Annotated in this window: 29 protein-coding genes; 11 read left to right on the forward strand and 18 right to left on the reverse strand. The window is 48.1% G+C overall.

Annotation, left to right across the window (positions count from 1 at the left end):
* Window positions 1–49 precede the first annotated feature (49 nt).
* Window positions 50–259 carry a GNAT family N-acetyltransferase gene (locus IYN85_RS26470; RefSeq protein WP_196160176.1) on the forward strand — a complete coding sequence of 70 codons (210 nt, stop codon included), beginning with the start codon at window positions 50–52 and terminating at the stop codon, window positions 257–259.
* On the opposite strand, the gene IYN85_RS17090 is transcribed toward IYN85_RS26470, so the two are convergent.
* The 14 genes from IYN85_RS17090 to IYN85_RS17155 form a co-directional block, all read right to left on the reverse strand.
* Entirely contained in the window at window positions 256–906 is a 651-nt protein-coding gene (locus IYN85_RS17090) for a ChrR family anti-sigma-E factor (RefSeq protein ID WP_196160126.1), read from the reverse strand. The two genes, IYN85_RS26470 and IYN85_RS17090, sit on opposite strands and share 4 nt — an antisense overlap.
* Window positions 903–1,535, reverse strand: a complete 633-nt coding sequence (locus IYN85_RS17095) for a sigma-70 family RNA polymerase sigma factor (RefSeq protein WP_230390804.1) — start codon at window positions 1,533–1,535, stop codon at window positions 903–905. The genes IYN85_RS17090 and IYN85_RS17095 overlap by 4 nt, the downstream gene beginning before the upstream one ends.
* Window positions 1,536–1,593: 58 nt before the next feature.
* A complete protein-coding gene (yjgA, locus tag IYN85_RS17100; protein WP_196160127.1) occupies window positions 1,594–2,121 on the reverse strand; it encodes a ribosome biogenesis factor YjgA in 528 nt (175 codons plus the stop codon).
* A gap of 10 nt (window positions 2,122–2,131) precedes the next feature.
* Complete coding sequence (gene mgtE / locus IYN85_RS17105) at window positions 2,132–3,490, reverse strand: magnesium transporter (protein ID WP_196160128.1); 1,359 nt, start codon at window positions 3,488–3,490, stop codon at window positions 2,132–2,134.
* A 39-nt stretch (window positions 3,491–3,529) separates the two neighbouring features.
* Window positions 3,530–3,799 (reverse strand): HPr family phosphocarrier protein, encoded by a 270-nt coding sequence (locus tag IYN85_RS17110; protein ID WP_196160129.1) that lies wholly within the window; start codon window positions 3,797–3,799, stop codon window positions 3,530–3,532.
* A complete protein-coding gene (rapZ, locus tag IYN85_RS17115) occupies window positions 3,796–4,668 on the reverse strand; it encodes an RNase adapter RapZ (protein WP_196160130.1) in 873 nt (290 codons plus the stop codon). Before rapZ ends, IYN85_RS17110 begins: the two co-directional genes overlap by 4 nt.
* 19 nt (window positions 4,669–4,687) lie before the next feature.
* Window positions 4,688–5,146 carry a PTS sugar transporter subunit IIA gene (locus IYN85_RS17120; protein WP_196160131.1) on the reverse strand — a complete coding sequence of 153 codons (459 nt, stop codon included), beginning with the start codon at window positions 5,144–5,146 and terminating at the stop codon, window positions 4,688–4,690.
* 8 nt (window positions 5,147–5,154) lie between these two features.
* Window positions 5,155–5,454, reverse strand: coding sequence for a ribosome hibernation-promoting factor, HPF/YfiA family (gene hpf, locus IYN85_RS17125; RefSeq protein WP_196160132.1), 300 nt, complete (start codon window positions 5,452–5,454; stop codon window positions 5,155–5,157).
* Between the two features lie 171 nt (window positions 5,455–5,625).
* Window positions 5,626–7,116 carry an RNA polymerase factor sigma-54 gene (locus tag IYN85_RS17130; RefSeq protein WP_196160133.1) on the reverse strand — a complete coding sequence of 497 codons (1,491 nt, stop codon included), beginning with the start codon at window positions 7,114–7,116 and terminating at the stop codon, window positions 5,626–5,628.
* 55 nt (window positions 7,117–7,171) lie between these two features.
* Window positions 7,172–7,897 carry an LPS export ABC transporter ATP-binding protein gene (gene lptB / locus IYN85_RS17135; protein ID WP_196160134.1) on the reverse strand — a complete coding sequence of 242 codons (726 nt, stop codon included), beginning with the start codon at window positions 7,895–7,897 and terminating at the stop codon, window positions 7,172–7,174.
* Window positions 7,897–8,394, reverse strand: coding sequence for a lipopolysaccharide transport periplasmic protein LptA (lptA, locus tag IYN85_RS17140; RefSeq protein ID WP_196160135.1), 498 nt, complete (start codon window positions 8,392–8,394; stop codon window positions 7,897–7,899). Before lptA ends, lptB begins: the two co-directional genes overlap by 1 nt.
* Before the next feature lie 13 nt (window positions 8,395–8,407).
* Complete coding sequence (gene lptC, locus IYN85_RS17145) at window positions 8,408–8,980, reverse strand: LPS export ABC transporter periplasmic protein LptC (RefSeq protein WP_196160136.1); 573 nt, start codon at window positions 8,978–8,980, stop codon at window positions 8,408–8,410.
* Window positions 8,980–9,945, reverse strand: coding sequence for an SIS domain-containing protein (locus IYN85_RS17150; protein WP_196160137.1), 966 nt, complete (start codon window positions 9,943–9,945; stop codon window positions 8,980–8,982). The genes lptC and IYN85_RS17150 overlap by 1 nt, the downstream gene beginning before the upstream one ends.
* Window positions 9,946–9,948: 3 nt before the next feature.
* Entirely contained in the window at window positions 9,949–10,917 is a 969-nt protein-coding gene (locus IYN85_RS17155; RefSeq protein WP_196160138.1) for a calcium/sodium antiporter, read from the reverse strand.
* A 798-nt stretch (window positions 10,918–11,715) separates the two neighbouring features.
* Here IYN85_RS17155 and IYN85_RS17160 point away from each other — a divergent pair.
* The 7 genes from IYN85_RS17160 to malZ all read left to right on the forward strand — a co-directional run bounded on the left by IYN85_RS17160 (window position 11,716) and on the right by malZ (window position 19,396).
* Window positions 11,716–12,378: a phospholipid-binding protein MlaC gene (locus IYN85_RS17160; protein ID WP_196160139.1), complete on the forward strand. Its 663-nt coding sequence runs from the start codon at window positions 11,716–11,718 to the stop codon at window positions 12,376–12,378.
* Between the two features lie 443 nt (window positions 12,379–12,821).
* Entirely contained in the window at window positions 12,822–13,052 is a 231-nt protein-coding gene (locus IYN85_RS17165) for a BolA family protein (RefSeq protein ID WP_196160140.1), read from the forward strand.
* An 11-nt stretch (window positions 13,053–13,063) separates the two neighbouring features.
* Window positions 13,064–14,326, forward strand: coding sequence for a UDP-N-acetylglucosamine 1-carboxyvinyltransferase (murA, locus tag IYN85_RS17170; protein WP_196160141.1), 1,263 nt, complete (start codon window positions 13,064–13,066; stop codon window positions 14,324–14,326).
* Window positions 14,327–14,399: 73 nt separating this feature from the next.
* Window positions 14,400–15,056, forward strand: a complete 657-nt coding sequence (hisG, locus tag IYN85_RS17175) for an ATP phosphoribosyltransferase (RefSeq protein ID WP_196160142.1) — start codon at window positions 14,400–14,402, stop codon at window positions 15,054–15,056.
* Window positions 15,053–16,360: a histidinol dehydrogenase gene (gene hisD, locus IYN85_RS17180; protein ID WP_196160143.1), complete on the forward strand. Its 1,308-nt coding sequence runs from the start codon at window positions 15,053–15,055 to the stop codon at window positions 16,358–16,360. Before hisG ends, hisD begins: the two co-directional genes overlap by 4 nt.
* Complete coding sequence (gene hisC / locus IYN85_RS17185; RefSeq protein ID WP_196160144.1) at window positions 16,353–17,450, forward strand: histidinol-phosphate transaminase; 1,098 nt, start codon at window positions 16,353–16,355, stop codon at window positions 17,448–17,450. The genes hisD and hisC overlap by 8 nt, the downstream gene beginning before the upstream one ends.
* A 149-nt stretch (window positions 17,451–17,599) precedes the next feature.
* On the forward strand, window positions 17,600–19,396 hold the full coding sequence (gene malZ / locus IYN85_RS17190) for a maltodextrin glucosidase (RefSeq protein WP_196160145.1): 1,797 nt from the start codon (window positions 17,600–17,602) through the stop codon (window positions 19,394–19,396).
* A gap of 6 nt (window positions 19,397–19,402) precedes the next feature.
* Here the strand turns inward: malZ and IYN85_RS17195 are convergent, their stop codons facing one another.
* Complete coding sequence (locus IYN85_RS17195; RefSeq protein ID WP_196160146.1) at window positions 19,403–20,485, reverse strand: S1C family serine protease; 1,083 nt, start codon at window positions 20,483–20,485, stop codon at window positions 19,403–19,405.
* A 37-nt stretch (window positions 20,486–20,522) separates the two neighbouring features.
* On the opposite strand from IYN85_RS17195, the gene IYN85_RS17200 reads away from it, so the two are divergent.
* The gene (locus IYN85_RS17200; protein WP_196160147.1) at window positions 20,523–21,272 is read left to right on the forward strand and encodes a Nif3-like dinuclear metal center hexameric protein; all 750 of its coding nucleotides are present in this window, start codon (window positions 20,523–20,525) and stop codon (window positions 21,270–21,272) included.
* 57 nt (window positions 21,273–21,329) lie between these two features.
* Here the strand turns inward: IYN85_RS17200 and cysN are convergent, their stop codons facing one another.
* From cysN to IYN85_RS17215, 3 genes are all read right to left on the reverse strand, one after another.
* The gene (gene cysN / locus IYN85_RS17205; RefSeq protein WP_196160148.1) at window positions 21,330–22,952 is read right to left on the reverse strand and encodes a sulfate adenylyltransferase subunit CysN; all 1,623 of its coding nucleotides are present in this window, start codon (window positions 22,950–22,952) and stop codon (window positions 21,330–21,332) included.
* 15 nt (window positions 22,953–22,967) lie between these two features.
* Window positions 22,968–23,876, reverse strand: coding sequence for a sulfate adenylyltransferase subunit CysD (gene cysD, locus IYN85_RS17210; protein WP_196160149.1), 909 nt, complete (start codon window positions 23,874–23,876; stop codon window positions 22,968–22,970).
* A gap of 104 nt (window positions 23,877–23,980) precedes the next feature.
* Window positions 23,981–24,448: a YhcB family protein gene (locus tag IYN85_RS17215; protein WP_196160150.1), complete on the reverse strand. Its 468-nt coding sequence runs from the start codon at window positions 24,446–24,448 to the stop codon at window positions 23,981–23,983.
* A gap of 158 nt (window positions 24,449–24,606) precedes the next feature.
* On the opposite strand from IYN85_RS17215, the gene zapE reads away from it, so the two are divergent.
* Window positions 24,607–25,710: a cell division protein ZapE gene (gene zapE / locus IYN85_RS17220; protein ID WP_196160151.1), complete on the forward strand. Its 1,104-nt coding sequence runs from the start codon at window positions 24,607–24,609 to the stop codon at window positions 25,708–25,710.
* 190 nt (window positions 25,711–25,900) lie between these two features.
* The gene (locus tag IYN85_RS17225) at window positions 25,901–26,770 is read left to right on the forward strand and encodes a glycosyltransferase family 4 protein (RefSeq protein ID WP_196160152.1); all 870 of its coding nucleotides are present in this window, start codon (window positions 25,901–25,903) and stop codon (window positions 26,768–26,770) included.
* Window positions 26,771–26,865 lie beyond the last annotated feature (95 nt).

Genomic DNA, 26,865 nt, shown 5'->3' on the forward strand with positions numbered 1-26,865 from the left:
TGACCGATGGCAACGCCCATGAAAATAGTGTTAACAGGCCCTAGAAGGTATCTTCGTAACAAAAGCGGCCAGACGATGCGGTATTGCCAAGTTGCTCGTCGACAAGGCGTTAGGGTGGTTCAGTCTTGTGGGGTGTGAGGAAGTTGCTGTTGACACTGAAATAGACAACGAGGTGAGGCAGGTGGTGCACAAATCACTGGGCTTCGAGGAAACAGAGCGAGTCGTTTACTTCCGTAAACGACTCGCTAAAAATAACTAAGGCTTCAGAAAGGGATTTACTATCCAGCCCAATGGGCCGGTAATTTTAACGGGAGCCTCCACGATGGACAGCAACCAGCAGTCACCATCTGCGTCAGCCTGAGGTGAGTGAAAATGTTCCTTCGACAAGTGAATGAAATCACCCGGACCATAAGAGCCCATTTCGTCCGAAAACCCCCCTTCAATGACCACGCTGATCTCATTGCCACGGTGCGTGTGATGAGGCACTCGACCACCTGAGGTCATGTGATGTAAGCCAAGGATCATCCCCGTCTCATCTTTCAGAAGCCTGCTGACTCGCAGATTTTTCATCGGCTTCTGCCAGGTCAAAGATTCGGTGTCTCGTTTAATCAGCTTTTCAATCACCGGCGGGAAGCGCGTCGGCGATTTCGCCACGCGTTCCTGAACAGCAGGCACCTGAGGTGCTTGTTTGATCTTTGCCATCAGGCTGTCGAAGCTGCCTGTAGACAGAGACAACGCCTGCTGCTGTTCAAAGACGACTGCCGCTGTACTTTCAATTTCATTCACATGATGTCGGCAATCTGCACAGAAATGCAGGTGAGTCGAAATCGCAATACTGAGCGCAGTAGATCCGGAACCGCTGGAATATTCAATCAGTTGATCGCTGCTTGGGTGCCAGTTGCTCATAATTCGGTTGCTCCCAAGTGTACTTTAAGTTTTTGCATGGCCAGTCGTACTCGGCTTTTTACTGTCCCTAACGGAAGGTTAAGTTCGTCAGCCACCTCCTGATGGCTTTTGTCTTCAAGAAAAACCTTGGCGACAATCTGTTTTTGCTCAATGGGCAGTTTATTCAATTCTTGCTGTACGTGATTCTGGATTCGGCTTTCTCTGATTTCGCCAAAGAGGTTAGTGTCGCCCTCCAGATCCCAAACGTCATCGGCGTCAATATCGTTTTGATACTTGCTAAGTTTCCTCAGCATATCAATGCGTTGGTTACGAGCGATGGTGAAGATCCAGGTCGAGGGCGCCGCTTTTCGTCGATCAAAGAGCGCCGCTTTCCGCCAAATAGACAGCATAACCTCCTGCACAAGCTCTTCAGGAAGATGATCTCCTTGATAGTGCAAGCCAGAGGACACCCCAAAGGCTTTAATCAGAGGGCCAAAGTGTTCGAATATTGCCTGAAAAGCTTCGGTATCCTGACGAGTGGCTACCAATTCCAGCAGGTCGGCGTAATGCTCACGCTCCTGCAGCTGCTGTTCGGTCATTGCTTTACCTTTACGGGTATTGCGAGGGTCGATGTAAGCCAACGCTGCCATTGATAAATCTGCCTGTCATTGAAACGTATCCATTTTACGACGGCAGTCGTTTTCCAGATCACTGAGCGAGTTGATTTCTTACCCACTGCAGTAATTTTTTACTGTTTTTGCCACCGCTGATGGGCGCATCTGCGTCTTGTGGCTGTTCCTTCCGCGCTGCCCGGACCAGCGCCCGGAAAGGCTGTCTATCTGTGTTTGGGTATAAATCGAACCATTCACCTTCGGCGGCCGCGTCACGAATCAGCTTTTCGCGCCAGGATTCCGCTTGGTTCTGCACTCGCAAGTACAGATCTGATGAAGGGTCTAATCTGTCGAGGCATTGCTGAATCGCGTCGATATCTTCGCCACGCATGATTTTGCCAATGTATTGCAGGTGACGACGCGAGGCCTCGTGGCTCTTGATTCGTTTGCTTTCGTCAATGGCAGAGCGCATTTCATCCGACAAGGGAAATTCTTTTAACTGGCTTGCTTTTACTTTTAGCAGTCGTTCACCTAACGCTTGCAGCTTGTGCATTTCGCGTTTCATTTCGGACTTGCTGACCCATTCAATATCGTCGTCATCAAATGTGTCGTCAAAATCGCTCATTCGTAGTGCCTTACAGTAGAAATAGAGTTGCTAACCCTAAGAAAGTTAAAAAGCCAAAGACATCGGTTAAGGTTGTCAATATGACACTGCCCGATAAAGCTGGATCAATGCGAGCTGATTTTAAGAGAAAGGGTAGCAATGTGCCAGAGAGGACTGCTAAACAGATATTTACCAGAATAGCGGTAGCAATCACGAACGCCAGAGAAAACTGTTGGTACCACAGTACTGTGATTCCGCCAATGACCAGTGCCCAAAGAGATCCATTGATGAGCCCAACACCTAATTCCCGCATTATCATCCAACTCAGATTGGCCCGCGTGATGTGGCCGGTTGCCATGCCACGAATCATCAGCGTCAACGTTTGACTGCCTGCAATGCCGCCCATACTGGCGACGACGGGGCTGAGTACAGCCAGTGCTACAATCTGTGCGATTGAGGCTTCAAATTGACTCATCACTGCCGCAGCGATGAACGCGGTTGCCATATTAATGCCCAGCCAGACGGCGCGGTCCTGGCTGCTCTTTACCACTGGTGCAAAGGCATCGTCTTCTTCATCAAGGCCAGCCATACTCATCATGTTATGGTCTGCGTTGTCGATAATGACATCGACCACGTCGTCAATCGTGATTCGACCAATCAGCAGGCCATCGTCATTGATGACCGGCGCAGACACCAGATCGTGTCGTTCAAATATCTGAGCGACGCGTTCCTCGCTTTCGGTGGCCAGAATGCCGTCTATTCGTTGATCCATCACCGAGGTGACCAAAACATTCGGTTTTGATTTTAGTAACTGCGTGATGGCGAGTGAACCCAGATAGCGCTGACCACGGTCGACGACCCAGAGGACATCGAGTGGATCAGGTAGATCTATTTTACGCAGGTAACGCAGAACGGTCTCAATCGTAACATCCGCTCGGACGGTCACCATGTCCGTGTTCATCAGGCCACCGGCGGTATCTTCCGGAAAAGCCAATAAGCCTTCTACTTCAATGCGATTGTCCGAAGGCATCAATTGCAGAACGCGGCTGGAAACGTCAGCCGGCATCTGCTGCAGAATATCGGCCAGATCATCGCTTTCAATATCCGCAGTCGTTTCAACAATTTCTTCGGCTGACATTCGGCTCAGGAAGCTTTGCTGGATGTCTTCATTCAGATTGGTAAGAACTTCACCCTGCAAGTCTTCATCGACAAAAGCCCATAGCGCGGCCCGTAATCTGGACGGTGTAGATTCTAATAGGTGAGCGATATCGGCAACAGCAAGCTCGTCGCTGAACAGATTGGCAATGATGTCCAGATCATCGTTATCCAGCGCCTCCAGTATGGCGGTTCGATGTTGGTCAAGTTTGGCTTCATCGAGGGTTAGTGCCATATCGGGTCTCTTGATAGTGGGGTGTACTGAGGTTTAAGGTTACTCTTCTTCGTCAAAGCGATTATTAATTAATGTACTGATGGCGTCCCAAGCGGTTTCTTCGTCTTTGCCATCTATTTCAAAGACCAGATTGGAGCCTTTCGAGGCGGCCAACATCATCACCGCCATGATGCTTTTGGCATCTGCTTGCCGACCTTCTTTATAAACATGGACGGTACTGGAATGGTGTGAAGCCGCAGCGACTAACTTGGCTGCGGCGCGGGCATGCAAACCCAGTTTGTTAATAACGGTGATTTCTTTTTTGATCACTCTGTATCCTGCCCAAGGTCTCTGTGTCTTATGTGCGTGGAGGTGTAGATTTCTTTAAAGGTAGCAGACAATTGCTCGGCCAGGTACACAGATCGATGCTGACCACCAGTACAACCAATGGCAACTGTGAGATAGCTGCGCTGGTTATTTTCATAATGGGGTAGCCAACGAGTCATGAACTGTCGGATATCCTCATACATCTCATTCACCGCGGCTTCATTACGCAGGAAGTCTTGTATTGGTTTGTCTCGGCCGGTAAACATGCGCAGGCTTTTGTCCCAATAGGGATTCGGTAAGCATCGAACATCGAATACCAGGTCCGCATCCCTCGGTAACCCATGTTTAAAGCCAAAACTTAAAAACTGCAGGGCTAGCCCCTTGGGTTTTTGAATCAATCGGTTGCGAACTTGTTCTCGCAACTCCTGAACTGACAACGTACTGGTGTCAATTTTCAGATTCGCACGGTTGGCAATGGGCACGAGATATTGCCCTTCCTGGCGGATGGCTTCCGCGAGCGAATTTTGCGCATTGGTCAGCGGATGCTTGCGTCGCGTGGCAGAAAAGCGCTGGAGCAGCATGGTTTCATCTGCATCCAGATACAGCACCTCTGGACTAATCTGGCTTCCCAGACTGTCCAGAATTTCGGGCAGATCACCAATACCTTCGGTGGAAAGGCGCACGTCGATACACACCGCGATACGCTTGTTCACTGCCGAATGGCTCATCCACTTGACCAGTTCCGGAAGCATTGACGGGGGGAGGTTATCAATACAATTGAAACCGGCATCTTCCAGTGTGTTTAGTACCGTGGACTTACCAGAGCCGGAACGGCCGCTGATCACGATCAGTCGAAAGTCTTCAGAAGTCATACCGTCTAGTGTCTCGTGTTTAAGGTTGGGTCCCTATAAATTGCTCATAAAGGGCTTCGGAAGTCGTTGCATTGCGGATAACGTGCAGAACGTCTGGATTGTTGACGCGTTCCACCACGCTGGCCAGTAGTTGTAGGTGTTCGTCGGTTGCATCGGTCGGTACGATTAATGCAAAAATAAGGTCGACGGGCGCTTTATCGATCGCTTCGAAATCCACACCTTGCGGCAACTTTATGAGTGCAGCAATAGGGGAGTGCAATCCATTGAGACGGCAATGAGGTACCGCGACGCCTGAACCGATTCCGGTACTGCCGAGTCGTTCACGAGCGATGAGTTGATCGAAAAGTTCGATGTCTGAAACGTCGCTGAGCGTCTTCGAAAGACGCTCAGCGATTGTTTGCAGTACTTTTTTCTTGCTTGCGCCGAAGTCTTCAACATACGTTCGTTCGGCGCTCAGTACCTGGTGCAAAGGAATCATAAGATGGATTAATTCCCGTGTTTGCGGTCGATGTTTTTTTCTTTGTGCTTAATGATCTGACGATCAAGTTTATCATTCATCAGGTCGATAGCGGCGTATAAATCTTCGTGAACGGCATCCGCGTGTAATTGTCCGCCTTTGACGTTGATGGAGGCTTCAGCTTTCTGTCGTTCTTTTTCGATGCTTAAGGTGACTTGTACATTTCCAATTTGATCAAAATGGCGTTCCAGCTTTTCGATTTTATTGGATACATAGCTCTGGAGGGCTTCAGTGACTTCAACGTGGTGACCGCTGATATTGACTTGCATAGGCTGCTCCTCTTGCAGTTTTTTCCTGTGCCAGCCCGAATGGGCTGGAGCATAGCAGGTGACAACGTTACTGTTATCACCGCACCCGACATGAATTGTCGGTAACTTTGAAATTGTTCTTAGTTATAAATATTGCTGTTGTTTGCCAAAACTTCAAGTTACAAACATGCTTTAAATCAAACTCTTACGTTCATTTGACGGTGCTATGTTCATTGCCTCACGATATTTGGCAATGGTGCGTCTGGCGACCTTGATACCCTGATCACCGAGCATGCTCGCTATTTTCGAATCGCTCAGTGGTTTACGGGTGTTTTCGACCGCAATTAATTTTTTGATCAATGCTCGAATCGCCGTACTGGAGCATTCACCGCCTGAGTCCGTACTGACATGGCTGCTGAAGAAATACTTCAGTTCGTAGATTCCTCTGGGAGTATGCATGTATTTTTGTGTTGTCACACGTGAAATTGTTGATTCATGCATGTCGACTGCTTCGGCAATATCATGCAGCACCAATGGTTTCATGGCCTCGTCACCGTAATCCAGAAAACCACGTTGATGTTCAACGATGGTTGTGGCGACTTTCAACAGCGTTTCATTACGGCTTTGCAGGCTTTTGATGAACCATTTTGCTTCCTGCAGGTGATCTTTCAGATAATTATTGTCCGACGAGTTATCCGCGCGTTTAACCATGGATGCATACGAAGCATTCACCCGCAGCTTGGGTGCGATTTCTGGGTTTAATTCGACCAGCCATCGGTTATTCTTGATGTCTTTGCTGACGATGACATCCGGTACAACATATTCCGATTTGCCATATTCAATGAAGCTGCCGGGCCGTGGGTTCAACGATTGAATCAGGACAAATACATCGCGAAGTTCACTTTCTTTAATGCGTGTCTTGCGCATGAGTTGCGCAAAATCTTTGGTGCCCAGCAACTCAATGTGGTTTTCAACAATTTTAATGGCGATATCGCGGCTCGGTGTCTCCGGCGGTAACTGTTTGAGCTGAATCGATAAACAGTCCGCTAAATCCGCAGCGCAGACGCCCGGGGGGTCGAATTGTTGCAGCCGATGTAACACGGCCTGAACTTCATCTTCCTCCAGTGGATCTTCTTCGGTGGAGAGCTCTTTATGCAAGCCTTCAAATATTTCGTCAACCGGACTGGACAGGTAGCCTTCTTCATTCACGCTTTCGAGCAATGACTCAGCGATCACCCGGTCCCTGTCGGTCATTGGCGTTAGGTTCAACTGCCAATGTAGGTGATCAAGTAGGGAGTCTGTGGTGCCATAGACATTTTCCAGATTGTAATCGTCATCAGCAGAGCCAATACCATGACTGGTGGGCGTGTGTGTATATATATCATCCCAAGAGCTGTCCACAGCAAGTTCATCGGGAATGGTTTCCTGCACACTGAGCTCTTTGCTCGCATCTTCACTGTGATCAATGTTGCCGTCATCGCTGCTGTTGTTATTGCTATCCTGTGATGATGGACCGTCGGTCCCATCGTCTTCTTTAACATCCAGCATCGGATTCGTCTCAAGAGCTTGTTGAATCTCCTGTTGCAGATCGAGAGTGGACAGTTGTAATAACTTAATTGCTTGTTGCAACTGAGGCGTCATGGTCAGTTGCTGGCTCATTTTAAGTTGTAACGATGTTTTCATACTTACTTATTACTCACTCAATACAGGTATCACAGGTTGATGACTTGTACAGTAATTACAAACGGAACTGATCGCCTAAATATACCTCACGAACAGTTTTATTGCTGAGAACTTCTTCAGCGGTGCCTTCGGCAATGATGTGTCCATTGCCCACAATGTAAGCTTTTTCACAGATGTCGAGGGTTTCACGTACATTGTGGTCTGTTATCAGCACCGCAATTCCTCGTTTTTGCAGATGATAAATGATTTCTTTAATATCGCCGACCGATATGGGATCCACCCCAGCAAATGGCTCATCAAGCAGGACGATTTTGGGCTCCATAGCCAGTGCCCTGGCGATTTCCACCCTGCGACGTTCGCCACCGGACAGTGCCATGCCCATACTCTTGCGAATATGTGTAACGCTGAATTCTTCCAAAAGCGCTTCCATTCGCTCTCTCTGTTGCTGTTTGTTTAAATCTTTCCGGGTTTGAAGAATAGCTAGAATGTTATCTTCAACGGATAATTTCCGGAAAATGGAAGCTTCCTGCGGAAGATACCCAATTCCCTTTTTTGCCCGGGCGTGCATGGGCAAGCGGCTGACTTCCGTGCCGCCAATCATCACGCTGCCTTTGTCCGCTGGAACCAACCCGACAATCATATAAAAACAGGTGGTCTTGCCCGCACCATTTGGCCCAAGTAGCCCGACTATCTGTGCTTCTTCCACTTGTATGCTCACGTCCTGCACGACTGGCCGTTTCTTGTAGCTTTTTGCCAAATGGCTCGCTTCTAGGAGGGCCATCAGTCGTTTTTCCCAGGTTGTAAGATGAATTCAGCCTGTTCGCAACTCTCATTGTCAGAAAGTGCGCATTCGCCCTCAATAGTCATAAATTCGGTCACCAGGTTGTATTCGATGCGCTCGCCCGACGCCTGATTGTTATCGCTGGTAATCTGCGCATCACCATTGGTAATAACCAGATCTTTACTAACCAGAAACTCAATTTGTTGACCGGTGACTCTTACACTGGGTTTATCCAGTGTAGGGGTGTCGGTAAAAATGACCGGATTGCCTTCAGCCACGAGGAACTGGGTTTCGTTGGTTTGGGGGTCGTTCTGCATGGTGACTTTGTCAGCTTGAATGGTGAGCAAACCTTGGCGGATAACGACTTTTCCCACCAAAACTGTCTTACCGCTGTTTGCATCAATGCTAGTCGAATTTGCACGACCGGTAATCGGCTTGTCCCGGTCCTCTGGAACCGCAAAGGCCAGACTGACCAGGCTAGTTGTAATAAGGGTCATACTAAGAAAGCGTTTAAGACGGGTCATAGATAAAACTCACGTCAGATAGTAAATGGATTACGGGCTCGATTGTATCAAGATTTACTGTCATGCCTATTGCGTTCATTGATTGCTTACCTTTGACAATATGCACCTGCTTGTTGGTTTCAATGAAATTACCTTGCTGGGTAGCTTTAATGTAGTCACTGGTAATCTGAGTTGCTGGATCGGTGTTGAGTTGCTGGACCCGCACATTGTTAAGGAACTCAAGGTCTTCATTGCTGTATAAAACAGCGTCTTCTGCCTGAATCCGCCAAGTTTCACTGTTGTTACTCGACAATATAACATCAGGATTGATTAAAAGGCTTTTGCCGTCACGTTCATAGACTGCTAGTGAGTCCGCTAGGGTGGTCATGACAAGATTTCCCTGTTCATCAAACCGGGAGAGTTTCATGCCAGTAACGTATATATCAGGCGGATTGTCAGGCAATACTAAGGCGTTCTCGGTGTCTTCCTGGTCTTGTTGCGGCGATTGATTCAGCCAAAAAAAAATGACTAGAACCACGGCTATACTCGCCCATAAAGCTGCGGTTTTTACGGTCGGCATCAGGCGACACCTGCTCTGAGAATGTCGTGCAAATGGAGTATCCCAATGACCTGGTCAATGTCGGTGACGACCAGCGAGGTGATTTTGTATTCTTCCATTTGATATAACGCTTGGGCGGCAAGCATGTCAGCCCGGATTGTCCGCGGATGAGAATGCATCACTGTTTCAATTGGGGTGTTTTTAAAATCAACATTTTGATCGATGGCGCGGCGTAAATCGCCGTCGGTAAAAATCCCCAGTAATTGGTTGTCATTCTGAATGGTCACCATGCCCAGGCTTTTTCGAGTCATTTCCATTAGTGCTTCTGCAACCTTTACGGAGGGAGATACCGCTGGAATCTCATCTCCGGTGTGCATGATGTCTGCAACTTTCAACAATAACTTTCGACCCAGGCTGCCCCCAGGGTGAGAAAACGCAAAATCTTCTGCACTGAAACCCCTATCTTCTAACAGCGCGATTGCAAGGGCATCCCCCATCACCAGCTGGGCTGTAGTGGAGGAGGTTGGCGCCAGATTCAGCGGGCAAGCCTCAGACTCGACCCCTGTGTAAAGGTGGGCGTCGCTGGCTAAGGCTAGGGTGCTTTGATTGTTGCCTGACATGCCGATCAATTTTGCACCCAAGCGTTTAATGAGTGGTAGTAAGGTAACAACTTCTGTGACTTCGCCAGAATTTGATAGGGCGATAACCACATCTTCCGCCGTGATCATACCCATGTCACCGTGGCTGGCTTCACCGGGGTGAACAAAAAATGCAGGGGTGCCGGTACTGGCAAGAGTTGCGGCAATTTTATTGCCTATGTGTCCGGATTTGCCCATTCCTGTGACGACGACTCGGCCAGTACAAGCCAGCAGAATGTTGCAAGCATCCTCAAACTGGGAGTCGAGTGTTTTTTCCAGTGTCTGTAACGATTTGATCTCGAGTTCAAATGTTCGTTTTGCGATGCTAAGGTAATTTTTGTTCGACATGGCTTACAGGGTCACAACGGCTTGATAATTGAGATATCCATAAGCGGCATACACTAACACAAATATCGTGCCAATATAACGACCCAAATTGGCATTACGTTTGCCCTGTACAAAAAGCATGGTGAACAGCAGCAGGCTGATGCCCATCATGAACAAATAGTGCAAGTCAAAGACTTGACTGCCGAATGAGCCAGGGGCAACCAAGCCAGGCACGGCCAGCACTGCGAGAATATTAAAGATATTTGAACCTAAGATGTTTCCGATGGCTATGTCGTGGTGCTTTTTCAAGGCACTGGCCACTGATGCTGCAAGTTCAGGCAAGCTGGTGCCCACGGCAATGATGGTCGCGCCTATGATCGCCTCGCTGATGCCGTATTGATCCGCAATACCAATGGCTCCCCAGAGTAAGAGGCGTGCGCTGGCAATTAATACGGCTAAGCCAACGACAAACCAGAGAATGGCTTTCCAGGTGGCCATGTCAGACGGGATATCCTCTTCAAATTCATCTGCTTCTGGCTGTTCTGTCGATGTGTGCTGAATGTATATCCAGGCCAGGAAAGCAATCAGCACGGCGACCAGTAGCAAAGATTCGATGAAACCGAGGTAAAGATTGAACAGTAATAATCCAGCTAGGGCGGCCACTGCCAGCATGATCAGGTTTTCATTCGTGATGAGTCGTTTGCTGATCGGAATTGGTGCTACCAGAGCCGTAATACCCAAGACCAAGCCGATATTGGCAATATTGGATCCTATAGCGTTACCCATTGCCAGTTCTGTTTTGCCGTTTAATGACGCAATGATGGCCGCGATGATTTCCGGTGCGGATGTGCCCAGTGAGACGATCGTAACACCGATGATAATGTGCGGAACGCCGAAATTATTGGCAATCGCGGCTGAACCGGCGACGAAGCGGTCTGCACTCAGGACCAGGAAAACGAGGCCAACAATGATGGCTAATGAGAACAAAAACATGTGTAAAACCTTTTTGGAAAATTGGGCGCATTTAACGGACTTTGGCCTTGGAATGCAATGTTTCAAGCCTTTGGTTGAAGTAAATTGCGTGAATCGCCGACAGTGGCAGATTTATTCACCCATTCGTTCTGTATATTGCCGAGTATAGATCTAACAACGCGAGTTAAATGGGTGGATTATCCGTCTGTTAAATATGGCTATGAGTGTTTTTCTGTCTCTCACACACAGTAAAGAATCTAACCCCAGAATAAGGCATCTTGATCCTGACCCTAAGCGTTGCGCCTAAAAAAGCCGTCAATCTTTGTTGCTCATCGCTGGTATAGCGTAACCAAAGGTCGCTTCTCGTGCCTTGATTGGATGGCTTAGAATGTATCATCGCTAGATTAAATTAGTATTAACAGGCCCTGGTGTCCTGAGTCAGAAGTTCGCATGAATTCAGCGTGCCATTCATGTTCTATAGCTAGGCGTGTCTCGCAGTCAATGGTGATTCCATTGATAAGAGACAGAACAACGCTAGAGTGCTTGAATGTCGCGCCCGAAGGGAGCTTATGGAAAACACTATTACGGCGTTGCTCTTCTTGAAAAGATCTCCATATTCTCTACGCAGAGCGCCTTGTACTAGCGCTCCCCATTCCCTCTGAAACAATATGAACTTCCGACTCGGGACACTTGCAGGCGATCTTCAGTTCCGGTTCATCACGAAGCCACTAAACTTGGACCTGTTAACATTCCGTTAGGCAGGCCATAATCTCACCGCAGTTGGTGGTTTATATTCAACACGATTTTATGGAGATAACTATGTTGAGGATCATTCGAATAACATTGGTCGGGCTGATGAGTCTGATGATAACAGCCTCAGTCTTTGCTTTTCAGCCGTCCCGTAGCGCGGAAGAAAGTGTGCGTATGGGCGTCCAAGCGGTACTCAGTGTGGTCAGAAAATACGCAGGCAATACAGAAGAGACAGCCCGGCAGCAGTACTTAAATGAAGTTTCTGAAATTCTGGAACCCGTGGTTGGTTATTCAGTTATCGCGCGACGTGTCATGGGCGACGCCTATAACACAGCTACCACCGAACAAAAGGTTCGTTTTCTGGAAACCTTCAAGAGGAGCCTGGTGAATACCTATGCTGGCGGTATTTATGCCTTTGGTGCCTATGAGGTGAATTTATTGCCGAGTCAGGATGACAAGAAAGATACATTGCGGAATACGCGTGTCTACATGGAGGTAGTTTCACCAGAAGGGCCAAAGTACCCACTGGTGCAGAGTGTGTATTACAGCCAGCAGGGCGACGATTGGAAAATGCAGAACGCGATTTTCAATGGCATTAATTTGGGAGTGACATTTCGAACTCAGTTTGAACAGATCTACAAGCAGGCGAAAGGCGATCTCGACAAAACCATAGTCGAATGGGAACGTATCACTGAGGAAGCCTACAAGAGTACCAATTTCAGGGACTTATAATCCAGCGTCTGTGCTTTGATCGCTGAACAAGGTAACCCGAGCGATCAAAGACGCAGGAAGCACTGAGTCTTCTCGCCCAAATGAGGCGTTGACCACAAGACCGTCCTTTGAATCTTAAATTCGTTTGCACTCAACATGCATGTATTGGCTTGACCGGCCTCCTGTTAAAAAGTCTTACAGATAGATGCAGTTGCACGAATCTATACGGTGTTTCAGTCTGGTTGATAAAGGTGGAAAGGCATTGTGATAAATGAAGTGTGGTATTGCGCATAATGATGCTTTGACCCGTATGATATCAACGTTAGAGCAGCAAGGGGTAAAGCAATGTAGATTTGAGTCCGGCCATTCACGATGGTTGGTGAAATATCCCCGCTAGCCATTTCGATTTGCGGCGGCTTTGCGTATAATCGGCCGCCCTTTTTTAAGTATTGCTGAGAACCCGCATGATTGCCGAAGACGTAAAAGCCCTGTTAACCGAAGCCTTTCCAAGCGCCCAAATTAATGTGGCAGGTGAGGGGGCCAAGTTCGACATCAGCATGGTCTCCGATGATTTTACGGGAAAACGTGCGGTTGCTCGTCAACAGATGGTTTATGCCGTACTTAATGATCAAATTGCTTCCGGTGAGATCCACGCGGTGACCATGTCGTTAAAAACCACCACTGAAGCAGAGTAAGGAATTTCTTTTTGGACAAATTACTGATAACCGGTGGCGGAAAGCTCGATGGCGAAGTTCGCATTTCCGGTGCCAAAAACGCAGCCTTACCGATTTTAGCTGCGACCCTGCTCACCAAAGATACCGTACGACTGAGCAACCTACCGCACTTGAATGACATTACCACCATGATTGGCTTGTTAGGCTGTATGGGGGTGAATGTGGTTTTGAATGAAGACATGAGTGTTGAGGTCAGCGCTGATGGAATCACTGAATACACAGCCCCTTACGAGTTGGTGAAAACCATGCGCGCATCGATTGTTGTGCTGGGTCCTTTGCTGGCACATTTTGGTGAAGCTAATGTTTCGTTGCCGGGTGGTTGCGCCATTGGCAGTCGGCCTGTCGATCTTCACATTAAAGGGATGGAAGCTTTGGGTGCTCAGGTTGACGTCATCGATGGTTATATCCGCGCTCGCAGTAATGGTCGTTTAAAGGGGGCCCGAATTTTCTTTGATAAGACCACGGTCTTAGGTACGGAAAACGTTATGATGGCCGCCGTATTGGCCGAAGGAACAACCGTACTTGAAAATGCGGCAAAAGAACCTGAGGTCGTTGATCTGGCGAACTGTCTTATCGCCATGGGGGCCAAAATTTCTGGGGCAGGTACCGGCACAATCACCATTGAAGGTGTCGAATCACTGCATGGCTGCCATCACAATGTGATACCCGATCGAATTGAAGCAGGCACATACCTGGTAGCCGGTGCTGTCGCAGGCGGTCGCGTCCGTATTAAAGATGTCATCCCTGAACATCTTGAGTCGGTCATAGTCAAACTGCGTGAAGCAGGTGCCGAAATCAGCATGGGCGACGACTGGGTTGAAATTCATATGAACGGTAAGCAGGTGAAAGCCGTAGACATTACAACAGCGCCTTATCCCGCGTTTCCAACTGATATGCAAGCCCAGTTCACTTTGTTGAATGCCGTTGCTGAAGGTACGGGCACGGTTGAAGAAACAGTTTTTGAAAATCGTTTTATGCATATCAGTGAGCTGGAGCGCATGGGCGCAAAAGCCAAGATCAAAGGCAACACGGTTGTTATTGAAGGACGACAAAAGCTGAAGGGTGCACCGGTCATGGCTACCGACCTTCGTGCATCTGCTTCGTTGGTGTTGGCCGGTCTGATTGCCGAAGGCGATACATTGGTGGATCGAATATATCACCTGGATCGCGGGTACGAATGCATCGAAGAAAAGTTGGCGGGTTTAGGCGCGTCAATCCGGCGAATTTCGGGTTGATGCTGTAAATTGATTCTGCAAAAGGCGCTTTCCAGCGCCTTTTGCAGCTTATAACGGAATGTAGTGAGTTAACATGCAACAAAGCGCGCAAAGCATTACCATCGCATTGTCTAAAGGGCGAATACTCAAAGAAACACTACCCTTGTTTGCGGCGGCTGGGATCGAACCTCTTGAAGATGTCTACACATCTCGCAAACTCATTTTTGAAACCACGCAACCCAATGTCCATTTTATTGTGATCCGTGCAGTCGATGTTCCAACCTATGTGGAATACGGCGTGGCTGATCTTGGCGTTTCCGGCAAGGATGTTTTAATGGAGCATGGCGCCGAAGAAATGTACGAGTTGCTCGATCTGAATATTGCGCGCTGCAAATTAATGACCGCAAAAATTAAAGATCAGGTACTGCCTCAAGGCCGCCTGAAAGTCGCCACCAAATACATTAATGTTGCTAAGAAATATTTTGCTGCCCAAGGGCGACAAGTGGAGTTAATTAAACTCTATGGCGGCATGGAACTGGCGCCCATCATGCATTTGGCGGACGCTATTGTTGATATCGTAGACACTGGGAATACGTTAACAGCGAACGGTCTGGAGCAAGATGAGTTTATCGCTGACATCAGCAGTCGATTGATTGCCAGCCGGTTAGCGTTAAAAATGAAAGATGAAAAAATTCAACCCATTGTTGAAATGTTGTCAGCCGCAGTAGAAAAAAAGGCGAAGAGTGCATGAGCAAATTAGAGCTAACCCGTCTGAATGCTAACGATGACGGATTCGAGCAACAGTTAGAAAATATGCTGTCCTGGGAAAGTGTTTCAGACGCGACCATGCAGCAAGTCGTTGCGGATGTTATCGCGGATGTGCGCCAGCATGGTGACGTTGCACTGATGAAGTATTCCGAAAAATTTGACCGTTTTGCGGTACAGAGTATGACCGAACTGACGTTGACTGCAGATGCCATTGAAGCCGCATTTCATCGATTGCCAACCGAAAAACAAGAGGCTTTGACTTTGTCAGCGCAGCGAGTGGCGTCCTATCACGAAAAGCAGGTCGCGCAAAGCTGGCAATATGAGGATGAGAGCGGTGTTACTTTAGGGCAACAGATTACGGCGATGGATCGTGTGGGGATTTATGTGCCAGGTGGTGTGGCACCGCTGGCATCGTCGGTCATCATGAATGCAATGCCGGCAAAGGTTGCCGGTGTTGGTAACATCATCATGGCGACCCCGGCACCCGATGGTCAGGTTAGCGATTTTGTGTTGGGTGCTGCATATGTCGCGGGCGTGTCTGAGGTCTATTTACTGGGTGGTGCGCAAGCTATTGCCGCACTGGCCTACGGAACGGAAACGGTTCCTGCGGTTGACAAAATTGTTGGTCCCGGTAATGCCTATGTGGCGACGGCCAAACAACAGGTTTTCGGCAAGGTGGGTATCGATATGATCGCCGGACCCAGTGAGATATTGGTTGTGTGTGATGGGCAAACCAATCCAGATTGGATTGCAATGGATTTGTTTTCGCAGGCGGAACATTCGCACGATGCTCAAGCCATTTTAATTTCTCAGAGTGATGAGTATTTGTCTGCCGTATTGGCTTCTATCGAAGAACTGCTACCGACCATGGAACGTCAGGAAACGATCCTTGAGTCGCTGAATGATCGTGGTCTTTTTATTAAAGTTGACCAGCTTGAAGATGCCAAAGCGTTAATCAATAAAATTGCCCCGGAACATTTGGAATTGTCCATCGATAACCCGGAGAGCTGGCTTGCCGATATCCGACATGCGGGTGCAATCTTTATGGGGCGGTTCACCTCGGAAGCATTGGGTGACTATTGCGCTGGACCGAACCACGTGTTGCCTACCAGCGGCACGGCTCGGTTTTTTAGCCCATTGGGAGTGTATGATTTTCAGAAGCGCAGCTCGATCATTGGAGCATCTTCAGGCGCTGCTAGTGAATTGGGAAAAGTCGTATCTGTGTTAGCGCGGGGTGAACTGTTAACAGCGCATGCCCGAAGTGCGGAGCAACGAATCAATGACTGATTTTCGAGATAAATTAGACGAACAGATTGTTCGCTGGGTAAAAAGTGATATTCGGAAGATCGGTGCTTATCATGTGCCGGATTCCGATGGAATGATTAAACTGGATGCTATGGAAAACCCATTTGTTTGGCCTGAAAAAATGCAACAGGAGTGGGCTGCGCTGATCTCGGCCGCTCATGTCAATCGATACCCGCATCCCGATGCCCCTGAAGTGAAGGCAGGCATTCAAAACGTGTTCGATATCCCAGAGGGTGTCGACCTGATGTTAGGCAATGGCTCTGATGAGTTAATACAATTAATTGCCATGGCTGTGAATGGCGACGGCCGGAAAATCTTGGCACCGGAACCCAGTTTTGTGATGTACAAAATGGTCGCTCAGTTTGTCGGGATGGACTATGTCGGAGTTCCCCTTAATGACCAGTTTGAAATAAACCTGGAAGTTATGTTGAGAACCATTGAGGTAGAGAAGCCCGCGGTTATTTTTCTGGCTCAACCGAACAACCCGACCGGGAATCTATGGGGCAATGAGAAATTGCGTCGTATTCTCGAAGCAGCTCCCGGCTTGGTCGTCATCGATGAAGCCTATACTGCCTTTACCGAAGCAGATTATATGAGTTGGCTGGAAGACTTTCCGAATCTGCTGATTATGCGCACCTTTTCAAAGGTTGGTTTGGCCGGTTTGCGACTGGGTATGTTATTTGGTCACGAAGCCTGGATTGAGCAAATTAACAAGTTGCGCCTGCCTTATAACATCAACAGTTTAACGCAGATGACTGCAGCCTTTGCCTTGCAGCACTATGATGTTTTAACTAATCAAACCGCTGAAATCGTTCGCCAGCGAAAGCAATTGTCCGCTTCACTGTCGGCGTTTGGTAGCCTGCAGGTTTTCCCGAGTGAGGCTAATTTTATTTTAGTCAGAACAGCGCCTGGTCAGGCAAAGTCGATCCATGAAGGTCTGAAAAACATAGGAATTCTGGTCAAATCACTGGACGGCTCGCACCCGGCCCTGAACGATTGCCTTCGAATCAACGTATCCTCCAGTGAGGAAAACCAGCTATTGGTTAACGCACTGACTTCTTTGTTGAATTGATGACCATGTGAACACCTGGCGAACATGGTTTCGCCGGGTTAAACGTATAATTCCAGACCCGCATTGCACCCCTTTGCTAATTCCCCCTTAGTTTGCCGGACCTCCTCTGGTTCAATAATCCCCACAATAATGAAATAAGAGTGATCAGGATGGATGTACTGGCCTTTCATGAAGCGATAGACGGATATTGTTCAGATTCTGGGCAGACTCTCTTGTTGCGGCTGGCGGTTCAGGACCCTCAACCCGAGCAGTTATTTGTCCGCATTGAGCCAGATAATGAAGAATATCTCGTTGCCATGAGCGCGAAGGAAAGGGTGGGTCTTTGGTGTTTCTATGACGCTGAGGTGACTAAGAGTCCACATACCCATCAAACGGAGTACCTGTTTAAATTTGTCGGTGAGGATGATTCCTGTTGGCTGGGTTCGGCGGGAACAGAGCCCCACATGCCACGCAATATTCACATGTTTCGCGTTAGTCACGATGCACATATTCCTGCATGGCCATCGGAGCAGGTTTTCTATCAAATATTCCCGGAACGCTTCGCAAATGGTGACCCGACTTTGTCTCCTTTCAGTGGCGAGTATCGGTATCTTGACCGCGTTGATATCGTCGCCAAGCAGTGGCACGAGCAACCCGACCATAAAACCGGCGGATTTGAGTTCTTTGGCGGGGATTTAATCGGATTACGAGAGCGTTTGCCTTATCTTCGGGAACAGCTCGGTGTAACTGCACTGTACATTAACCCCGTTTTCACCTCTCAGTCGTCTCATAAATACGACACGATCGATTATTTTAATGTCGATCCACATTTTGGCGGTAACAGCGCGTTGCAACAGCTGATCGAGACGGCCCATTCCAACCAGATGAAGGTCGTTCTGGATGCCGTGATCAACCATACCAGTATCATGCATCCCTGGTTTCAGGCAGCACTCGCCGGGTCTGAGCAAGATAAAGCCCGGTATGTGTTCAACGAACACGGTTACGCGAGCTGGAAAGGGCATAAAAATTTACCGACATTGGATTTTAGTGACCCCGTTGTGTTGAAAGACATGATCACAGGCGGCGATTCCGTGATTCGGCATTGGTTGCGGCCGCCTTATAATATCGACGGCTGGCGAATGGATGTGGTTCACATGATTGGCGAAGGGTCAGGCGCTAAGAACAACGACCACTATCTGCGTGAGTTACGCCAGGTTATTAAGTCGGAAAACGCCGAAGCGTTGTTGTTAGGGGAGCATTTCTTTGAAGCGACAGCCTGGTTGCAGGGCGATCAGGAAGATTGCGCCATGAATTATTTTGGCTTTGCCCATCCGGTCAGAGCGTTTTTTGCCGGTCTCGATATTGCGTTGCATCCGATAAAACTGGACGCACAGCAATTCGGTAAGTGGTTGCGTGAAACCAGGGCCAGAATTTCTTTTAAACATCAATTGCTGCAGTTCAATCAGTTAGACAGTCATGACACACCGCGATTCTTATCCATGCTGAAAGGAAATGTTGAGTTGCTGAATGTCGCAATTGGCTTCCTGATGACTTACATCGGTACACCCTGCCTTTATTATGGGACAGAAATTGGCTTAACAGGGGAGAATGATCCAGGATGCCGCGGGACCTTTCCATGGGACGAGGCCGAGTGGAATCTGGGGTTGTTTGAGCACACCCAGCGTTGGATTAAACACCGAACGACGTTGACCAGTTTGGCCTCCGGCGCTGTCGTTGACCTCTACGCGGAATCGGATTGCTTGGTGTTTGCGCGTGTTTTGGAATCGGAACAAGCGCTCATTGTGTTGAATCGCGGTGAAGGCTGTTCGTTGGAATGTCGCGATAGGCTTATACCGCTAACGTCTGAGTGGGAACAGCTGGAGGGCGGTGCGCGAATGTCGCAGCTTTCGGGCACTCTTACCTTTGATGTACCGCCTTGTTCAATAAGCCTCTGGGTCCGACGCTAAGGATCTTCAGTTTTTAACACTGAGGGTAACTTCAAGCGTAATGCGTTCGTCTTCGCGATTGATCAGAATAGACGTTCGCTTACCTGGCATCAGTTGAGAAATAATTCGCGTTGCCTGGATACGGCTCTGGACTGGTGTGTTGTTGATCTCCAACAGGGTGTCACCAACCATGAGACCCGCCTGGGCAGCCGGACTGCCCGGGGCTATGGACGTCACCTTTAAGGCTGCCATTGCTTTTAAATCCCCCAATTCTGTCGGTGTCAGTTCGGCGACATCGATTCCCAAGTAGCCACGTGTTACCTTACCGTTCCGTGCTAGTTCTTGCGCAACGCTCAACACGTGCATAAAGGGGATGGCAAAGCCAATGCCTTGTGAACCGCCTGTTGACGAGAAAATTGCTGTATTCATGCCAATGACTTTTCCGTTGGCGTTTATCAACGCACCACCAGAGTTACCGGGATTAATGGCCGCATCGGTCTGAATAAAGTCTGTTAACTGAGTCAATCCTGGTTGTTGTCGTCCGGTTGCGCTGATAACTCCCATTGAGACAGACTGACCAATCCCAAACGGATTGCCAATGGTAAACACTAGGTCTCCTACTCGGTCTTCTCCACTCATCTCGAATGGTAAGTCCGCACTGATTTGCAAGTTCGTATCCAGCACCGCTATGTCTGTCTCTGGATCAATCAGTACTCGATTGACTTGGACAAGGTCCCCGTCATTTGTAAGTATAATGATCTCATTGGCTTCCTTAATTACATGGGCATTGGTAACCACCGTGCCCTGTCGATTAATGATAATGCCAGACCCTAAGCTGGTTTGTTGTCTGGGGCCGGGTTTTATAAATTTTGAAAAATACGGGTCTTCTGCTAAGGCACTGATATTCTGATCGCTATTGCGATTGCTCAAAATGCTGACGGTAAAGGGCAAAACAGGTTCTATAATATCTGCATAACTGGTTTTTAACGTGAGTTCGCGCTCACTACTGATTGGCTTCTGCCAGTACTGGTAAAGAAGAATGACCAAACCCACAACAAGGCCAATGGCAATTGGGAGAATCCAGTCTTTTGTACGTGTTTGTGGTGACATAATAAATTAAACATAACAACTCAAAGAGGTTTCTATCATGCCTGTTCTGCGCTCAGAGCTACAAGCCTATTTAAGTGAATTACTCGATGTATCAAACATCAGCGATTATTGTCCAAACGGTTTGCAGGTGGAGGGTTGCGAGCACATTGAACGGATTGTGACAGGAGTAACAGCCAGTCAACGGCTGATAGAAGAAGCGATCGCTCACAACGCACAGGCAATTCTGGTCCATCATGGGTATTTCTGGAAAGGAGAAAACCCAGTCATTACCGGAATCAAGAAAAGTCGCATAGCGACCTTGCTTGAACATGATATGAGCCTGTTTGCTTACCATTTACCGTTGGATATTCATCCGTCTTTTGGTAATAACGTCCAATTGGCTAACACGATGGGTTGGACAATCGAGGGGGATTTACCCGGCGCTGTTGGTTTATTGGGGCAAGTTGATGGTGCGGAAACCGGGGCCAGTTTGAGGCGCAAACTGTCTGAAGTGTTGAATTATGATGTATTGCATATTGGCGAAGATTCCGATGATATTGAATCCATTGCCTGGTGCACGGGGTCCGCGGATAACTATCTTCAGGCGGCTATTGACGCCGGTGTCGATGCCTTTGTTTCTGGCGAGATAAGCGAACCGACAGTTCATTTGGCGGTCGAAAGCGGTGTTCATTATTTTGCTGCTGGGCACCATGCAACTGAGCGCGGTGGGGTTAAGGCCTTGGGTGATCATCTGGCAAAACAATTTGATCTGGACGTCCAGTTTATTGATTTGCCGATTCCGGTCTAACAATTAAAGACCATTATATTGCTAAAAGAAGAGGAGCCGTGGGCTCCTCTTGTTCTGTTAAAGGTCCAGTAGTATTCCCTGCTTATTCAAGCCTTCAATAGCGTGTTTAATGTCGCTGGTGTCTATTCGGATACCAAACGGCAGTTCTTGGCCTCCGGCGACAATAGCGATCAAACCCGCTGCTTCAATATACGGACATACGGTTAATGCATCTTCAGCGCGCACAATGACGGCAGTATGGCCCAAAGCAAAAAGGCTTTGTTCCAGAGCGACCGCTTTTTCAGCAGCGTCTTCGTCATTAATCAGCAACGTAACTGGTTTTTGATGATGTCGGTTTTCCCGGTCCTGGTCAGTCACCATGCCACGCTCAACAGAATCCGTGGGCTCAATGATCATACCTGCCGCAACGGTCCCATTTGATAGTCGGTCAATGACAATAAAAGCCCCGGTACTGCGGTTTTCCCGATAGGAGTCAACGACGACAGGTTTGTTCAGTTGAATAGTCACTTCCGCGATAGCATTCAAAGCCAGGCGATCGACCTTACTGCGCTCCATGGTGTTCACATCAATTTGCTGCTCAATGTGGGTAACAGTGCCGCTGGTGAGTTGATGCCCAATCTTGAAATAGTATTGTCGACCGGGTTGCAGTTCGGAGTCCTGCATCCAGATTAACGTCGTTTTGAATGCTTGCGATATAAACGGTTTTTCACCTTTACGCACTAACATGTCGCCGCGACTGACATCAATTTCATCGTTCAATGTCAGAGTCACTGCTTGACCCACATGCGCTTGGTCAAGATCACCGTCGAATGTCACAATTCGGCTAACCGTCGAAGATTGACCTGACGGCAATACGGTAACAGCGTCACCCGGTTTAATGATGCCTGCGCTGATCGTGCCAGCGAAACCGCGAAAATCCAGATTAGGTCGGTTCACATATTGCACTGGCAAGCGAAACTGTTCGAGCTTGTGATCTCTGGCAATTTCGATGTTTTCCAGCAAGGCCATTAACGGCTCGCCTTCAAACCAAGACATGGCATCACTGATGGTGACGACATTGTCACCTTCTAGCGCAGAAATAGGCACAAAGCGTATGTCAGGAATCTCCAACTGTTCAGAAAAGGCCAGGTAATCCGCACGGATTTCTTCAAAACGTTCTTGGCTGTAATCGACCAGATCCATTTTGTTTACGGCCACGATGACATGCTTTAACCCCAACAGGTGGGCAATAAAGCTGTGTCTGCGTGTTTGCGTCATCACGCCATAACGGGCGTCAATTAAGATGATGGCCAAATCACAGGTCGAAGCGCCGGTGGCCATGTTCCGAGTGTATTGTTCATGTCCCGGTGTGTCCGCAATGATAAACTTGCGTTTGCTGGTCGAGAAATAGCGATAGGCAACGTCAATGGTAATGCCCTGTTCACGTTCTGCTTGAAGACCGTCTACGAGTAGAGCTAGGTCGATTTTCTCTCCGGTTGTGCCCGATTTCTGACTGTCTTTTTCAATGGCAGCTAACTGATCTTCATAGATCATTTTGGAGTCATGCAATAATCGGCCGATCAGTGTTGATTTGCCATCGTCTACGCTTCCGCAGGTCAGAAAACGCAGCAACTCCTTATTCTGATGTTGTTCCAGGTAGGCGTTGATATCGGTTGAAATTAAATCAGATTGATGTGACATAGTAATGCTCCGTAATCAGAAGTAGCCTTCCTGTTTTTTCTTTTCCATTGACCCTGAAGAATCATGGTCAATGGCCCGACCTTGTCGCTCACTCGTTGTGGTCAACAGCATTTCCTGGATAATTTCAGGAAGTGTTGTCGCTGTCGATTCAACGGCACCGGTCAGCGGATAACAGCCGAGCGTTCGGAATCGAACGTTGCGGTATTCGATTTTTTCTCTGGGCAGTAATTTCATACGGTCATCATTTACGTTGATAAGCATGCCGTCACGATTAACAACCGGCCGTTTGTCGGCGAAGTAGAGCGGAACAATGTCGATGCCCTCTAAATGGATGTATTGCCAGATGTCCAGTTCTGTCCAGTTAGATAGAGGGAAAACTCGAATGGACTCTCCGCGGTTGATTCGGGCATTGTAAACATTCCAAAGTTCCGGCCTTTGGTTTTTTGGGTCCCAGCGATGATTTCTATCCCGGAATGAATACACGCGTTCTTTTGCGCGGGACTTTTCTTCGTCGCGTCGCGCGCCGCCAAATGCGGCATCAAAGCCATACTTATCCAAGGCCTGCTTCAAGGCTTGGGTTTTCATGATGTCAGTATGCTTAGAGCTACCGTGATCAAATGGATTGATACCCTGAGCTAAACCCTCTGGATTTTTGTGAACCAGAATGTCGAGATCATATTTCTCTGCCATCTGACTGCGGAATTCGATCATTTCCTTGAATTTCCAGTCGGTATCGACATGCAGAAGCTTGAAAGGCAGCTTCCCCGGGAAAAAGGCTTTTCTGGCCAAATGCAGCATAACCGCGGAATCTTTACCTATGGAATAGAGCATCACAGGGTTATCAAATTCCGCAACGACTTCACGAATGATGTGAATACTTTCAGCTTCTAGCTGTTTAAGGTGGGTAAAGTTTTGTAAAGCCATGGTTCGCTCACAGAGTAGATGACAGTGAGCGAACTATACCAAAGCTTTTTGTTATTTTAATTACATGTTTAAGAGCTTTTTGCTATATGTCTATTCTAAGACAATCAGTTTGCGGGTTTTTCTTCATCGGTAATGAAATCCGTTCGCTTCAGACCATAAGTCTCTGACAGCGTACCTTCCTCATTCGGCGCTTTGGGCGCGTAATCGCGGGGGCCTGTGTGTTCATCTGTGACAGGCTTACTGACAGGTGCCAGGTCTTCCAGTCTGGTTTCACCCGAACGAGCAGACTCCAGTCGATATTCGGGTTTTACGAATTGTTCCGCACCATGATTTAAATGATCCTGAATACGGGAATAGTTTTTGTTCAGCTCTTCAATCAATTCCGTCGTACGGCTGAAATGTTCAGTTACGTTAATCTGATAGGATTGATGTTGTTGCTTCAGTTCATCCAATTGTCTGCGTAACCCGGAGCGGTCCTGTCCATCCCTTTTCAACAGCACCCGACTGATCAGGGCGCCGACTAAAAAAGCAGCAAAAAGGGCGGCAGCAAAAGTTGTCCATTGCATTTGCATTGTATCTGTCTCCAAAAGTTAACTGTGCACAGATTCAAGTATAGCGTCTTCCGATTTGTGCGACATAATTAATAAGGCTTAAACAATTGTGCCTAACAGTCATTGATTGTCTGGGTGGCCACGATACAATCGCCGCATTATTTGGTTTGGAGTGACGAATGAATTCGCCTTGGGCTCGTTATCAGCAAGATTTGACCCGTAAAGACTTTACCCATGACCTGTCACAGGAGCAGGCCGTCAAAGCGTTGCAAGGTGTTTACGAGCAGCTTATAAAACGTTCAGGCAAGGAAAAAGCCTGGTACGGCAAGCTATCGGCCAAATTAGGTGCAAAGCCCGATAAAGTGAAGGGATTGTATTTTTGGGGTGGTGTCGGTCGAGGCAAAACCTATTTGATGGATACCTTCTACGACGCCATTCCCTTTCCGGAAAAGAATCGTCTGCACTTCCATCACTTCATGCGTTTGGTTCATGAACAATTGAAGGTACACAAGGGCAAGTCGGACCCGCTCAAGATCGTCGCACGCGAATTTGCTGAACAAGTTCGCGTTCTGTGCTTTGATGAGTTCTTTGTCAGTGACATTGGCGACGCAATGATTTTAGCAAATTTACTGGAAACTTTGTTCGACGAAGGCGTAACGCTCATTGCTACATCTAATATTGAGCCGGATCAGCTCTATAAAGATGGGCTGCAGCGGAAGTTGTTTCTACCGGCAATTGAATTAATCACACAACATGTTGCCGTCCTGAATGTCGATGGCGGCACGGATTATCGATTGCGCACCCTCAAGCAGGTAGAGATTTTTCATTCGCCGCTCGACGAAGCTGCCGAGCAAAATCTGATGACCAGTTTTCAGAAGCTGGCGCCCGATGTCGATGAAGCGAAATCCGACGCAGATCTGGATATTCTAGGGCGAAAGATAAGAGCCCGCTGGGTGTGCGATGACGTTGTCTTATTTGATTTTAAGGATATCTGTGAAGGTCCCAGATCGCAGAATGACTACATCGAGGTTGCTCAACGGTTCCATGCTGTACTGATCAGTAATATTCCAGTTTTTAACGGGAAGAACGATGACTCCGCCCGGCGCTTCATTAATCTTGTGGATGAATTTTATGATCGCAGTGTGAAATTGCTTTTGACGGCGGAGCAGGCTGTTGAGCACTTGTATTTGGATGGCAAATTGTCATTTGAATTTCAGCGCACGGTCAGTCGTCTTTTGGAAATGCAATCTGAAGAGTACCTGGAGGCAGCCCATAAAGCCTAAACAAACGCCCAAGGACAATAATGTAGAGCTGCTTCTGAGTGACTTGCATCACCGCATTTCAGGCGTCAGTTCTTCAGTTCGAGCACTGGTACCCGCAACAACTCAAACATTTTCCACCGCGTTGGTGTTCCGCAAGCCAATGTCGGGTTACTCAATCGTGACCTTGTATGAAGCATGGAAAATATTGCGGATGCCTATTTTTAACAGGCCGTTTCGCATATGGCATGTTCGCCGCAATAATGAAATGTTTTGGGCGATAGTCGCTCGAGATTTACTTCACCTTAATGTCCGCATTGTCTTTACCAGCGCGGCTATTCGCCGCCACAGCTGGTATCCAAGACAATTGATTAAAAAAATGGATGCCGTCATTGCGTGCAGTTCGAAAGCAGCTTCTTTTGTTCCTCACGTCTATAGGGTTGTTCCCCACGGTGTTGACCTTCAGCGGTTTGAGCATGGTTTAGCTACTGTGCCTGAATTGGCGCGTTTGGCGGGAAGGGGGCGGGTGGTAGGCATTGTCGGTCGTGTTCGGCCTGAAAAGGGCACCGATTTGTTCGTACGAAGTATGTTGGAAAGTATGCGACTGTATGACGATGTTTGCGCAGTCATCGTCGGTAAAGCAACGGCCAAATACCAACCGTTTAAAACGCAGCTTATAAATCTGATATCAGCCGCGGGTTTTTCAGATCGTTTCTTGTGGTTAAACGAAGTTGGCTTGGAAAACATGCCCGCGGTTTATCACGCATTGGATATCGTCTGTGCGCCGGCGCTTTATGAGGGGTTTGGGCTTGTACCCATAGAAGCTATGGTTTCGGGTACTGCTGTCGTTGCGTCGAAAACGGGTGCCTATGAAGATATGGTCGTCGAAGGTAAGAATGGTCTTCTCGTTGACTGTGGGGATCAGAATCAACTGCAAAATGCACTTATATCCATTTTAGACGGTGGAACGGATCTGGCGTCCTTCAAAGCTGAAGGTCAAAAGATTGTGCGGGAGAAGTTCTCTCTTCAGAGTGAGTTCGACGGTATTTCCAAGGTGTATGAGCAGCTTTGGTCAGAAAAATAAAATAAATCTTTTTTAGTTGTTGACTCCGAAAAATCCCTCCCTATAATGCGCCTCCGCTGCTTAGGGAAGACCTTTAAGAAGGTTGTAAGTAAGCA

Origin of the sequence: Reinekea sp. G2M2-21, assembly GCF_015687175.1 — a bacterium.
Taxonomy (GTDB): Bacteria; Pseudomonadota; Gammaproteobacteria; order Pseudomonadales; family Natronospirillaceae; genus Reinekea.